General features: G+C 34.0%; 11 protein-coding genes and 1 pseudogene. 7 read left to right on the top strand and 5 right to left on the bottom strand.

Annotated features, from left to right (window positions below; translation table 11 throughout):
* Positions 1-104 precede the first annotated feature (104 nt).
* From ABGT36_RS09900 to ABGT36_RS09910, 3 genes and pseudogenes are all read left to right on the top strand, one after another.
* Entirely contained in the window at positions 105-899 is a 795-nt protein-coding gene (locus ABGT36_RS09900) for an MBL fold metallo-hydrolase (RefSeq protein ID WP_021421987.1), read from the top strand.
* Positions 900-1,319: 420 nt separating this feature from the next.
* A complete protein-coding gene (locus tag ABGT36_RS09905) occupies positions 1,320-2,531 on the top strand; it encodes a replication initiation factor domain-containing protein (RefSeq protein WP_087255194.1) in 1,212 nt (403 codons plus the stop codon).
* Between the two features lie 868 nt (positions 2,532-3,399).
* Positions 3,400-3,507: pseudogene (locus tag ABGT36_RS09910) on the top strand (tRNA wybutosine-synthesizing protein 3-like protein); the annotation flags it as partial.
* A 180-nt stretch (positions 3,508-3,687) separates the two neighbouring features.
* On the opposite strand, the gene istB (ABGT36_RS09915) reads toward ABGT36_RS09910, so the two are convergent.
* The gene (gene istB / locus ABGT36_RS09915; protein ID WP_087285701.1) at positions 3,688-4,446 is read right to left on the bottom strand and encodes an IS21-like element helper ATPase IstB; all 759 of its coding nucleotides are present in this window, start codon (positions 4,444-4,446) and stop codon (positions 3,688-3,690) included.
* 499 nt (positions 4,447-4,945) lie between these two features.
* Between istB (ABGT36_RS09915) and istA (ABGT36_RS09920) the strand changes: the two genes are divergently transcribed.
* Positions 4,946-6,160 (top strand): IS21 family transposase, encoded by a 1,215-nt coding sequence (gene istA, locus ABGT36_RS09920; protein WP_346677418.1) that lies wholly within the window; start codon positions 4,946-4,948, stop codon positions 6,158-6,160.
* A gap of 26 nt (positions 6,161-6,186) precedes the next feature.
* Complete coding sequence (gene istB / locus ABGT36_RS09925) at positions 6,187-6,939, top strand: IS21-like element helper ATPase IstB (protein WP_346676893.1); 753 nt, start codon at positions 6,187-6,189, stop codon at positions 6,937-6,939.
* Between the two features lie 27 nt (positions 6,940-6,966).
* Here the strand turns inward: istB (ABGT36_RS09925) and istA (ABGT36_RS09930) are convergent, their stop codons facing one another.
* Positions 6,967-7,863, bottom strand: coding sequence for an IS21 family transposase (gene istA / locus ABGT36_RS09930; protein WP_346677784.1), 897 nt, complete (start codon positions 7,861-7,863; stop codon positions 6,967-6,969).
* A 125-nt stretch (positions 7,864-7,988) separates the two neighbouring features.
* Between istA (ABGT36_RS09930) and ABGT36_RS09935 the strand changes: the two genes are divergently transcribed.
* Together ABGT36_RS09935 and ABGT36_RS09940 are read left to right on the top strand one after the other, a co-directional pair.
* Positions 7,989-9,563: a recombinase family protein gene (locus ABGT36_RS09935; RefSeq protein WP_346678642.1), complete on the top strand. Its 1,575-nt coding sequence runs from the start codon at positions 7,989-7,991 to the stop codon at positions 9,561-9,563.
* Between the two features lie 111 nt (positions 9,564-9,674).
* The gene (locus ABGT36_RS09940; RefSeq protein WP_346677786.1) at positions 9,675-10,505 is read left to right on the top strand and encodes a transcriptional regulator; all 831 of its coding nucleotides are present in this window, start codon (positions 9,675-9,677) and stop codon (positions 10,503-10,505) included.
* Between the two features lie 37 nt (positions 10,506-10,542).
* On the opposite strand, the gene ABGT36_RS09945 is transcribed toward ABGT36_RS09940, so the two are convergent.
* The 3 genes from ABGT36_RS09945 to ABGT36_RS09955 form a co-directional block, all read right to left on the bottom strand.
* Positions 10,543-12,210, bottom strand: coding sequence for a GNAT family N-acetyltransferase (locus tag ABGT36_RS09945; protein WP_346677787.1), 1,668 nt, complete (start codon positions 12,208-12,210; stop codon positions 10,543-10,545).
* A gap of 54 nt (positions 12,211-12,264) precedes the next feature.
* Positions 12,265-12,591 carry a cyclic-di-AMP receptor gene (locus tag ABGT36_RS09950; protein WP_087299223.1) on the bottom strand — a complete coding sequence of 109 codons (327 nt, stop codon included), beginning with the start codon at positions 12,589-12,591 and terminating at the stop codon, positions 12,265-12,267.
* A gap of 70 nt (positions 12,592-12,661) precedes the next feature.
* Positions 12,662-13,840, bottom strand: a complete 1,179-nt coding sequence (locus ABGT36_RS09955) for a deoxyguanosinetriphosphate triphosphohydrolase family protein (protein WP_296883576.1) — start codon at positions 13,838-13,840, stop codon at positions 12,662-12,664.
* Positions 13,841-13,929 lie beyond the last annotated feature (89 nt).

Here is a 13,929-nt window from a genome sequence, read left to right on the forward strand (position 1 = left end):
TAATAAATTTTCATTAGATAACTGAAAAAGAATGACTGTTCGTTTCTAGCGTGATATAATTTTTGTAAAAGAGAACGATAAATTAGAATTGTAAAGGAGATTTTATGAGAATAACTTCATTAGTTGAAAATACGACTAAGTCAGAACTTAAAACAAAACACGGACTTTCCTTATATATTGAAACGAAATCACATAAAATTCTATTTGATTTAGGTTCAGATAGCACATTATTTGAAAATGCTATGAAAAGAAATATAGATATTTCAAAAGTGGATACTGTTATTATTTCTCATGGGCATTTTGACCATGGAGGAGCATTGAAAAAATTTTTAGATATTAATTCTGTGGCAAATATCTATGTGCAAAAGGAAGCCTTTGAACCACATTACAGTAAAACCTTATTTCTTAAAATACCAGTTGGAATTGATAGTAAGCTTAAATCTAATAGGCAAATCAAACTATTGAATGGTAATTATAAAATTGATGAAGAATTATCGCTATTTACAGTAAGTAAAACAAATAAATTTTATTCTCCTGCCAATAATGCTCTTTATGATAAAAAGGGCAAAGATACTTTTGTACACGAACAAAACTTGATTATTTCAGAAAATAAAGTAGTAGTTATTATGGGGTGTGGGCATTCTGGTGTTGTAAATATCATGGAAGAAGCAGAGAAGTATCAACCACATTTTTGTATTGGTGGTTTTCATTTGTTCAACCCACTTACAAAGAAAACAGTATCAAAAGAATTGTTAAACAGTATTGCAATGGAATTACAAAAGTATAAAGATATTGAATTTTATACTTGTCATTGCACTGGTGAAAAGGCATATCATTATCTATCTCAACAAATGGATAATATGAATTATATGTCTTGCGGTGATGTTATTGAAATCTAAATATATATTTAATTTTATAAAAGATTATTCGATTTTTTAGAAATGTAATTACAACTCCCAGTTTGTGTGGAAGATACGCTCAAAATCTCGCAAACCGACGGAGTGATCCGTCCACGGTGGCGGTCGTAAGACATAGCGCCACGCCAGCAAAGCTGGCGAGGGGCTGGTTCACTTCGTCGGTTGGGCGAGCGTAGCGAGCCTTATAAGCCCCCGTTATCTAACAAGGGGGGCACAAGTAACTGGAAACTATATTCCGCAAGGCGTAAAAATCCTTTGTTTATGCGCTGTAACAGCATTTCCAAAGTGTGATTTAAAATGCGCCTGCTTTACCATATAAATGGAATACTGCATATCTGAGGACAGTTGATTTCATATTGACTGTCCTTTTTTCATGCAACGAAACGAAAGGACGAGTGATTTATGAATAATGATTTTATACAGGAACTGAAAGAAAAGCGTGAACGCTATGGCGTATCACAGTCAAGGCTGGCGGTTGCCTGCAGTATCAGCCGTGAATACTATAACCGCATTGAAAACGGCAAGACACAGCTCACAGAAGCCTTAAAAGAGGAACTAAAGAAACAGATAGAACGCTTCAATCCAGAAGAACCGCTGTTCCTGCTCATTGATTATTTCAGAGTGCGTTTCCCTACTACGGACGCATTGACAGTAATACAGAGTGTTATGCACCTTAAAGAGAAATATTTTCTCCATGAGGACTATGGGAAATACGGCTATGAGGAAAGTTATCTCTTGGGTGATATTCAGGTCATGGTTTCCCACAATGAAGTGTTGGGTGTTCTTATGGAAATGAAAGGAAAAGGCTGTCGTCAAATGGAAAGCTATCTGCTGGCGCAGGAGCGAAGCTGGTATGATTTTATGCTGGACTGTCTGACTGCCGGCGGTGTGGTGAAGCGTCTTGACCTTGCGGTCAATGACCGTGTGGGTATCTTAAATATACCAAAACTGATTGAAAAATGGGAACGTGGCGAAGCTGTTTCCCGTTTCCGTGGGGAGAAAGGCTACAAAGGCACACAGAAAAATGGTGATGATATTCCAGAGAGCACAGGAAATACCCTCTATATCGGGTCTACAAAAAGCGAACTGTATTTCTGTCTATATGAAAAAGACCATGAACAGTACCACAAGAACGGTACAGACATGGAAACGACAGAAATCAAGAACCGTTTCGAGATACGTCTGAAGAATGAACGAGCCTATCATGCCGTTGCGGATATGCTGACCTATTATGATGTGGAGCGCACCGCCTTTTCTATCATCAATCATTATGTCCGCTTTGTTGACCGTGAGAACGGCAAGCCTAAGAGCAAGTGGAAATTAAATGCTGACTGGGCGTGGTTCATTGGGGAGCATAGGGAAAAAATAAGGCTGACTACACAGCCAGAGCCGTTCACTCTGCAAAAGGCGTTGAATTGGCTACACAGACAAGTCGCTCCGACACTGAAAATGGTGGAAGAACTGGACAAACAGAATAATACCACCATACTCCGTGATATGCTGGATAATACGGTACTAAAGGAAAAACATAAACATTTGTTACTACTGGAAAAATCAAAGCCAGAGGACAGGATAGATACCGCCGTTTCATCAGAAAATGACGGTATTTTTTGATTTCACGCAACAAAACCGCTTCTTCCGTACAGATATGAGGTGAAAGAAGAAAATTAACGATTATGAGGTTAGCAGACGGATAGTTGCTGTACCGATAGGAAGTGAAAAGAAGAAAATTCATTAGAAATTGCCAGAAATATATCTCTCATTTGTATTGATGATAGAGAGAGGAAAATGTTTGAAAGTTGGCAGTAACCGCAGTCGCTGGGTAGCTGTTAAGTGAAGAAAGATTTTTTCGCTTTTACTTGGCAGAACACCACTTCTGCCCCTGTATGGTACGAAAAGAAAAAACTTCTGAAATCTGGAAGCAAAAGACACTTTCCATTCCCTATATGGAGCGGAAAGAGGAAATCCGGTCGAGGATTGCCTGTATCTTATCTGTCATTCGTACTAATAGCGGAAAAAGAAAAGATTGTTTTCAATTTTGGGTATCAATCTTCCCTCTGCATAGCGAGTGTTAAGCGTAAAGAGGTTTTCTTCTTTCAACTGTTCTTTGACAAGTGAATACAGCAGTCAGATACGTTAGACAGCCAGCGAGCCGTAACGGGCTGGTACGCCATGACCTTTTTCCGGCAAAGCGAGCGATACCCTGCCAGCGTCCATAAAAGAGAGTTTGTCACTTCTCTTAGCCATGACCTGTGTTGTCTGATAATGATACTCCCGTACAGCCACAGCCTGAACGCTAGAAACGTCGCACGCAATGGGTACGGCTACATGAGAACCATGCAGAGGTGCAAGTCCTGTGGGCGTTGACAATCGCCGTCTGACTGCTTCAACAGTCCAAAACGAAAAGAGGTGATGTGTTATTGATAAAATGACAGAAAAAGAAGATACGGGAAATGCGACAGTCAAGAAGCGTCTGGCTTATGGAAAGACACGAATTATCATAAAAGAACATTTTTCAGAGCAAGGGAAAACGATTGACGAACTGTGGACAGATGTTCTTCTGGAAAAAGCAAAGCAGACAACAGCGTGAGAAAAAGGGGCAGAGATGAAAAATATATTGAATGAGGAAAAATGCCCGTGTTATACTTTATCTGCAAGCAGGTATTGTAAACATGGGTTGGTTATAGAGGAGGATAACTGACAATGAAACAACAGATTTACAATACTGCACTTTTATAAAAGTCAAGATAATTTGACCAATTTGTTGCAATTAAGTGTTCTCAGTTTTTTTAGGATTTAATTTATCTTTGATTCGATAAGATGGACCTGTGATATTAAATAAATATGAATAATGAAGAATCCTGTCTAATATGGCTTTAGTTATCATTTCATCATTTCCTAATATCTGTGGCCATTTATCAAATGAAATATTGCTTGTAAAAATAGTAGATCGTTTAGTATATCTTAAATCAATCAATTGAAAAAATAATTTAGCTTCCAGTGGTGTTATTTCATTAAATCCAACTTCATCAATGACTAGCAGCTTATACTTATAAAAGAGTCTTAGTTTTCTTTCTAATGTCCCCTCATTATATGCCTGTCTTAGTATATTGATTAATTTATTAAATTTAATAAAATATACACTATTTCTTCTTATAGCTACTGTATATGCAATTGCTATTGCCAAATGTGTTTTTCCAGTACCAGGGTTACCTACAAATACGATATTTGTAGCATTTTCATAAAAATCCGATTCAATAATGGATCTTATTTTTTCTTCTTTTATACCTGGCTGAAAATTAAAATCATAATCATCAACTTTTCTTAGAAAAGGAAATGCTGCTACTTTTACATTATAAAGTCTGTTATTCTCCTCTTTAGCTATCACTTCCTTATTCAGTATCTTATGCATTACATGCAGTTCTTCTTCAGCTATTTCATTATTCATTACTAATGAATTTAAATATGAATATGCTGATTTCAGTTTTAAATAATTCAATTGTTCCAGTACATCATTAGTCATTGTCATAAATTATATTCTCCAGTTCTTTTAATATTATTTGATTGCTTTCTTTAACTGCCTGCTTATCTGTTTTCTTATAATAAAGTTCATGTTCTTCTTTTATATTAAATTTATTATTAGTAATAGGATGTTTTTCAATAATTTTTCCGTTATAATATATAAGAAGTTCTTTGTTTTGGACCGCTAGTCCGACACGTTTTCCAATATATTCTTGTGGTAGGGAATATTTATTGTATTTATACTGGAATAGTGATTCATTTGTAACATAGACTTCATTTAATTTAAGGTGATACCTGCTTCTGATTTCTTTGCTGGGTAACGGAAGCAGATCACCTTTTTCTTTTTCTAAAAGAAAATTTCTAGGAAGCCTTGTTGCCTGTTGTTAATAGTAAAATAAAGATAACCAAAAAGGTTGGTATAATAATTACCAGTTTCGGCAATGAAAAACTATCCTAAGGTTATCTTTTTTGATAGAATCTTCTGTATTCAAATACAGGAGATTATTATGGAAAGAAATATTATAGGAGATTTATTAATTTTGAAACAAATGAATATTAAACCCAACTTTAGCGAACTTGCCAGAATCTACGATATGGATAGACATACAGTAGCTAAATACTGGCGTGAAGGAGGAATAAAAAAAGTGGAACGTAAACCTAGAAAAAGTATTCTGGATAAATATAGCGATGAAATCACTAGATTGTTTGAGAAGCCTGGTGTTCATAAACGTGCTGCATATGAGTATCTTCTAGACAGGTATGGTGAGGACAATATCGGAACTTACAATAATTTTAAATATTACACTTGGAAACGTGATATGAAGCCACAAAAAACTGTCAAGCCTCATGTCAGATATGAAACAAGGCCTGGCCAACAATTGCAGGTAGACTGGAAAGAAAATCTTAGAATGACGACCATTCATGGTGAAGTCATAGAATTCAATCTCATGACATCTACACTTGGCTATTCACGTGAACATATATTTGTCTATACCAAAGGAAAAACAACTGAAGACTTCCTTAGATGCATCATCGATACCTTATACAGGCTTGGAGGAACCCCTGAACATATACTTACTGACAATATGACAGCTGTAGTGAGCATTACTAATGGCTCTAAAAGAAAGCATCAGAAAATCAGAGCCTTTGAAAAGGATAGCGGCATGAAGATAAGGCTATGCAAAACAAGAAGTCCACAGACAAAAGGAAAAGATGAATCAGCCAACAGATTCATTTCCTGGCTGAATGCATATGATGGCGAGATTGAAAATGAAGAAGAACTTATCCATCTTATTGAAAAGATCAATAGACGAGTCAATAACACCATCAATCAGACAACGAATATGCCGCCGCATGTTCTCTTTGAAAAAGAAAAGGAATATCTCAGACCCTTACCAAACAAAGTGATGCTCGATAGCTATGTAGATAATGTCATTACGCAGATAGTGCCACCAACACTACTGGTTACCTACAATGGATCTGGATATTCCGTTCCTACAAAGTTTATCAACAAAAGAGTCAAGCTAGTACCAATTGAAAATAAACTTTATGTATATTTTAACACAGAACTTGTGACAGTACATCAAATAAACAAAAATAAATTCAACTACAAACACGATCATTATCAGGAGGCACTGCATCATACAATCTGCAACAAGGATATAGATATCGATGCAATTGCAGAAGAAAATTTAAAACTGCTTGAAAGGATAGGTAAATAAGGATGGCAACAAACTATAACAGGCTCATGAACAATCTGGAAACATTGAAGCTCGATCGCATAAGAGAATATTTAGATACATATATAAGCATGGTAAATGAAGGAAAGAAGGATATGGTGGAAGCACTATATGAACTGACTAATTTTGAAATGGAACTTAGGAATGAACGAGCGATGAACGCATGCGTGAAGGTGGCCAATTTCCCATATATAAAAACATTTGAGGATTTTGATTTTTCATATCAGCCTTCGATCAGCAAGGAGCAGATACTTGATTTTAGAAATCTCAGATTTATGGAAAAAACAGAAAATATTCTTCTCATTGGAACCCCAGGTGTAGGAAAAACACATCTGGCGACATCAATTGGAATAGAAGCAGCGAAAAACAGAAACAGTACATATTTCATAAACTGCAATGATCTCATCCTACAGCTAAAAAGAGCCCATCTAGAAAACAGACTAGAAACACGATTGAAATTCTTTGCAAAATATAAGCTACTTATCATAGATGAGGTAGGGTTTCTTCCGCTGGATAGCGAATCATCGAATCTTCTTTTTCAATTGATAACAAAAAGGTATGAGAAACATTCAACAATCATAACAACCAACAAATCACTGTCACGATGGGGAGAGGTTTTTGGTGATAATGTATTAGCGAATGCAATCTTAGACAGACTTATTCATCATTCACATATCATAAATATCACAGGAAGGTCATATCGAACAAAGGATAAGATATCCATGATTGAGGATGATGATCATAACAACCAGAACTGGTGAAAATTAAACTAACACTTTTGGTAAATTTTATATTGACATTAACACCTGTGAGGAACGTTCATTATCCTCGTTATTGATTATTTCCAGTTTGTCATGTATATCAGATAATCCGCTATAATAACCGTTATAATTTTTAAGCTGATCCACTATTTTATTTTGTGTCTCAGTTTTTCCTTTGGTTTGAGGTCTATATGGCATACATGGCATAGGTGTTATTCCATAATCTTTACAGAATTCTTCAAATTTACTGTTTAATAAAGCTTTATCATCAGCTGATTTACGAGGCTTTTCTACAAATGCTTTAAGATTGTCAATGACCAGTTCTTTAGGAACACCACCGATTTCTTCAAATGCCTGGGCTAAAAATATTAACAGGTTATCAGTTGTAGGTTTTAATATTACCTGCCTGTAATTATATCTTGACCATGATAAAGTCAGAGTAGGAATATATACTACTGTCTGCGTGCCATTTTTATCTGTAAGTTTAACTTTTTCTTTCATATCGAACTGAGCCTGTTGACCAGGATTGGTTTCAAAACGTTCGATAAAAGAATCGGTTCTGTTATTTTTAAATTTACTATTGAGCTCTTCGTTATCCTTAATGTATCTGAAAAATGTCGAACGTGTACAGGTGATACCATGTTCACGTTTCATAAAATAATAAATATGATCGATATAATCAAAATTTCTCTGTTCATCACACAAATATTTGTATATAAGATCTTTATAATCATCTAAATATCTTTTTCTGTTTCTTGTTTTTTTAGGTGCGATACCGTTTAGCCTTCTGCTTAGTGTTTTTCGGCTACAGTTTAATTCTCTTGCAAGTTTAGAAACATTCAATTTAATTTTTCCTTCCTTATAGGCTCTGCTTAACATTAAAGCCTGATCCAAATTATTTATTTTAATGACTGCTGTATTCAATATAATTCACTCCTTTACAGGAAAGAATTATATCAAAAAAGATTACCCTGATTAATGCAAAGTGTAACCACTTATCTGCAACAATTTGGGTAATCTTATTTTAACTTTTATAACTTTATCTTAGGCTGAGCCGTGATGATGAATTACAGGGGGAAAGCTCCAGTATCACGACACAGAGAAGTATGCTCCGCTCCTATGCCAGAGAACACCATTTGAACGTTATTGACGAGTACATAGATGACGGGTGGTCGGGAACAAACTTTGACAGACCGGATTTTCAGCGCATGATTGCAGATATTGAAGCCGGAAAAATCAACTGTGTAGTTACAAAAGACCTCTCCCGTCTTGGCAGAAATTACATTATGACGGGGCAGTACACGGAACTGTACTTCCCCAGCCATAATGTCCGCTACATAGCGGTTGACGACGGCGTGGACAGTGAAAAAGGCGAGAGCGAAATTGCACCGTTTAAGAACATCATCAATGAGTGGGTGGCACGAGATACCAGCCGTAAAGTAAAATCCGCCTTTAAGACAAAATTTGCAGAGGGCGCACACTATGGGGCATATGCTCCGATTGGCTACAAGAAGCACCCGGAAATCAAAGGGAAGATTATCCCAGATGATGAAACAAGGTGGATTGTGGAGAAGATATTTTCACTTGCCTATCAGGGCAACGGCGGGGCGAAAATCACAAAGACGCTGATTGAAGAAAAAGTACCCACTCCCTCTTGGATAAACTACCAGAGATACGGAACATTCGCACATATCTTTGCAAATGCGCCGGAGAGCAAGCGTTACACATGGACAATAGCACAGGTCAAGACGATACTGAAAAACGAAGTCTACATAGGAAACAGCGTGCATAACAAACAGTCTACTATTTCTTTCAAGAACAAGAAGAAAGTCCGCAAACCGGAAAGTGAATGGTTCAGAGTGGAGAATACCCACGAAGCGATCATTGACAAGGACGTGTTTTTCCGTGTACAGGAGCTTATCAAGTCCAGACGCCGACAGAGAAAGAACAAGGAAACACAGATATTCGCCGGACTTGTCAAATGCGCTGACTGTGGCTGGTCTATGAGGTTTGGGACGAATACCGCCAACAAAACGCCTTACAGCTATTACGCTTGCAGTTTTTACGGACAGTTTGGAAAAGGCTACTGTTCTATGCATTATATCCGCTATGACGTGTTGTATCAAGCGGTACTGGAAAGACTTCAATTCTGGGCGAGAGCCGTACAGCAGGACGAGGAAATGGTCTTGAAAAAGATACAGAAAGCTGGAAACGCACAGAGATTGCAGACAAAGAAAAAAGCAGAAACGGCACTGAAAAAGGCAGAGAGCCGACAAAAGGAAGTTGACCGCTTGTTCCTGAAAATGTACGAGGACAGAGCCAGCGGAAAGATAACAGAGCGTAATTTCGTCATGTTATCCAGTAAATATCAGCAGGAGCAGATAGAACTGGAAAAACAGACAGCAAGCCTAAGTGAAGAAATACGAAAAATGGAACAAGAAATGATAGGCGCAGAGAAATGGGTGGAACTCATCAAAGAAAATGCAGTACCTAAGGAACTGACCGCTACACTGCTCAATACCATGATTGAGAAAATCCTAATCCATGCGCCGGAAATAGATGATAATGGCGAAAGGACACAAGAAATCGAGATATACTATCGCTTTATCGGAAAAATTGATTAAAAATCGGATTGATATTTTTAACTAAGGGAAACCGGGATCTCATATCCTGATATCGTTTTATTACCTGCTCTTTTATCTTTTCAAGATATTTTATCAAAAGAAGAAATTACATTGTTTTTAAACAAAGTTTCTGAAGTGATAGATAAAAGTGGTTTTGAAGCTGGCTATGTATTAGCAACTGAAAAATTAAAAGAATTTCCAACTTGTGATTTATTAATAATCAATTTAGCGATGTTATTAGATGGTGCTTTAATTCTTTGTAAAAATCAACGATTAAACGAAAAATATCATGATAAAATAGAAGAACTATATTATAGAGCTGCTCAAAGTGATGATATTGCTATTAAAGAGCAGGCACTAGTACATTTAATTTCTAAAGCAATGGAAAGTCAAGATTATAACCACGCCCAAGAAATGCTTAATACAATTTCAAATAAAAATCCAATAAACAAAGAGCAGATTCAAGCAAATATCTACATTGCTCAACAAGAAACAAAAAAAGCTGCAAAACTGATAGAAGAAAAACTTTTAGCTACCACCTATGAAATTCATACATCATTAATGACCTTAATGGAAATTGCTCTTAAAGAAAACCGTTTAGAGGATGCAAAATATATTGCTGATGTTGATAAACAAGCAGCTAAATTATTTGATTTATGGCAATACAATTTTTATCTTGCTCATTTTCAGCTTTATAGTACTACAAAAAATAAAGCTGAATTATTAAAAATACTTTTGTTGATGCTAGAATCACTTACTAAAAAATGGGATATTAACAGTTCACCTTTGTATCAGCATATTAAAACCAAAGAAGTTGATAATACATTTACAGCAAAGTTACAAAAAACAATTCTTCAATCAATTGGTACTGATAAAAATACTGAATTTTTAAAAGATACTCCTGAATTAAAAGAGTTAATTAGGAAAATAGATCTTAAATAATTCCAGCTTTAAAGATAATGGGTAAAATCTAACGATTTTACCCATTTAATTCATTTAAAATATAATTTCTAACTTTAGAAATAAAATATAATGAACCAGTTACAAAAACTGTTCCTTGATGATGTAATGATTCTTTAATTGCCTGTTTATAATCAGGCTGAATTTTAACCTCAAACCCTTTAGCTAAATCTTTAGCAGTACTAGCGCGAACATGTTCAAATTCACATATAGTAATATCATCAGTTAACTGCAATAGTTTTTCAATCATATGCTTATAATCTTTGTCTCTTAAAGCACTAAAAATAATTTTAATATTATCATATTTTTTTGCACATTCATAAAAGGCATCAATTCCTTCTTTGTTATGAGCACCATCTACAATAATTACTGGATTAATATGTACCATTTCAAAACGTCCTGGCCATTTAGCATTATACATTCCTTGTAATAAATCATCATCACTAAAACTAATTAATTGATGTTTCTTTAAATACAACAAAGCTTCTAATGCTAAGGCACTGTTTTTAATTTGATATAGAGCTGGAGTATCTAAAATAATATCATAATTACGATAACGATAAGCAACATTATTACCATCAATAATATTAGTAATTGGCTGTACTTGTAATAATTGACTATGATGTTTCTTACATACTTCTTTAAATACTTCTAAACACTCTGGTTTTGTTTCTCCAGTTAAATAATCAATGCCATCTTTAACTATTCCGGCTTTATTTAAGGCAATACTTTGATAATCATGTCCTAAATAATCAACATGATCTAAACCGATATTAGTATTAATAGCCAGCATTGGTTTAATGATATTAGTCGCATCTAATAAACCACCTAATCCAACTTCAAAAATAGCTATGTCAACGTTATTTTCAATAAAATACATAATGGCAATAAACACTTCAATTTCAAACATTGAAATTTCATATTTTAACCATAAATCAACATAACGATTAGCATATTTGACCATTGTTTTATCATCGATAAATTGATCGTTGATACGAATAATATCTAATCTAGAATATAAGGCTGGAGAAGTAAAAGTAGCTACTCTATATCCAGCTTGTTTTAAAACTTCTTTTATATAATTTGTAGTTGAACCTTTACCATTAGTACCCCCAATATGAATACAATCAAGAATTAGCTGGGGATTACCTAAATCATCCATATATCTTTTAAAATTATCCAAACTATAAACACGGTCTTTTTGACTATTAATAAACTCAATAACCTGGTCATAGTTTTCAAATTGCTGCTTAACTTCTCTTTTTTTTACCATTGGATAATATGAAATACCATCCTTTTTTATTAGATTATCAGTTAATTCAAATCCAGCTTTTAAATAAAAATCCTTAGCTTCGATTCCCGAATTAACTGACAAATCTCCTAATACTAAATTATCAATAATTTCTAATAATTTAGTTCCAACTCCTAAATGTTGATAACTATCTAAAACAAATAACAAACTTAAATGATTATTATTTGAAAGTGTAGCCATAGCTACGATTTGATCATTTTCTAAAGCAACATATGTTAAATTATGTCGATCTAAATAAAAAGATTCCTGATTAACTTGATTGAAACTATCAATTCCTTCTTGATCATAATCATTAAATATATGTTTTTTAGCAACTTTATCGACTAATAAAATAACTTGATTAATTTCTTTTTTATCTAATAATCTATATTCCATTTTCTTCACCTTAGATAATTATAAAATAAAAGAAGTGGAACTACCACTTCTTTTTTAGAATTTTTCAAATTGATCGATATTCAAAACAAATACTGTTGCTCCTCCAACAAGTACATCAACCATTATTGGGGTAAAAAATTCACCCATTTCAGTTGGCGGAACAGTTGGTTCTTTTTCCACTCTTTTTTTCGAATGGGCTTTAATTATAGAAATACAGTCTTCAACTTTATCATCATTAGTTCCAACAAAAAATGTTGTATTTCCTTTCTTTAAAAATCCTCCAGTCGTAGATAGTTTAGTTACGAAGTATCCATTTTCAGTAAGCGCACCTTGAACTGCTGAGCTGTCATCAGAATTAACAATTGCGATTATAAGTTTCATATTGACTCCTCCTTGTACTCCTTGTATATATTATAACACTTATTATTTAAAGTTAGTACAAATTTATTGATTAAAGTATGGTATTATGCATGATTGGTAAAAATATTGTTTCATATTCATTTAGCACATAACTATCAGTCATCATCGATAAATAATCAGTTACAATTAATGCCGGATCATTTTTAGCATATTCTGGTGTCATTTTACTTACAAACATTTTTATTTTACAATCATGATTATTAACATCTGTTAACTCTTCATAATATACATCATATAACTGATTGATCATCCGCATTAATTTTGCATTTTCTTTAACTAAAACAGGATGATGATGAACATTAGCTGATAAAAAATTCATCATTGTTAGTAAGGCATCAAATACTTCTGGTGAAAAGCTTAAATAAGGTTTTTCATAACTATGAATCACTAAATCACCAATTAGACGATTAATCATTGATTTATTATTATGTCCTAAAACCTTAGTTGCCTTTCTAGGCAAATCATTTTCCTTTATCAATCCTACTTTAATAGCATCTTCAATATCTTTACCAATATAAGAAATTATATCTGATACCCTAACAACACATCCTTCTAAAGTCATCGGACGTATTTTTTTACTAATATCTTTTTGATACCAGCAATCATTATATTCTTTCCAAAACTGGGCTATTGTTTTATCATAATCTGGCATATATTTTTTAGATAACATCTCACCATTATGACATAAAATTGCATCTAATACTTGTAATGAAACATTATAGCCAATCCCGTCTCGTTCAATAAACAAAATATTTCGTACACTATTAGCATTATGACAAAAATGCCCAAATCCTTTATTCTGTAAAATTATATCTAAAATCTTTTCACCAACATGTCCATAAGGAGCATGCCCTAAATCATGGCCTAAAGCTGCTGCTTCAATCAAATCTGTATTTAAACCTAAACACTTACCAATTTGCCGAGCTATTCGACTTACCCATTGAACATGAATTGAACGTTTGGAAATATGCGCGTTATTAAAAAAAGATAGTGCTTGAGTTTTATCGACATAACGCTGATATGATTTAGAATATAAAATACGATCTACATCTTCTTCAAAAGGCCAACGAATATCAAATTCTTCTTGTTGTTTTAATGGTGATTTTATTTTTATACAGTCGCGATTTTTAGTTGCATATAATGAAAGCTGATTGTCAGCTTCCTGCGTCATTTTTAGTGTATTTTTAATAACTATTTCCTCACTTTTCATTTTCATATTCCCTTTCTAATTACTAAAATATATCTATAGTATATTAAAAAAGAATAACATTTATACCTAAAGGAAATAAAATAACTATA

Origin of the sequence: Erysipelatoclostridium sp. An173, from assembly GCF_963931465.1 — a bacterium.
GTDB classification, from domain to species: domain Bacteria; phylum Bacillota_I; class Bacilli_A; order Erysipelotrichales; family Coprobacillaceae; genus Thomasclavelia; species Thomasclavelia merdavium.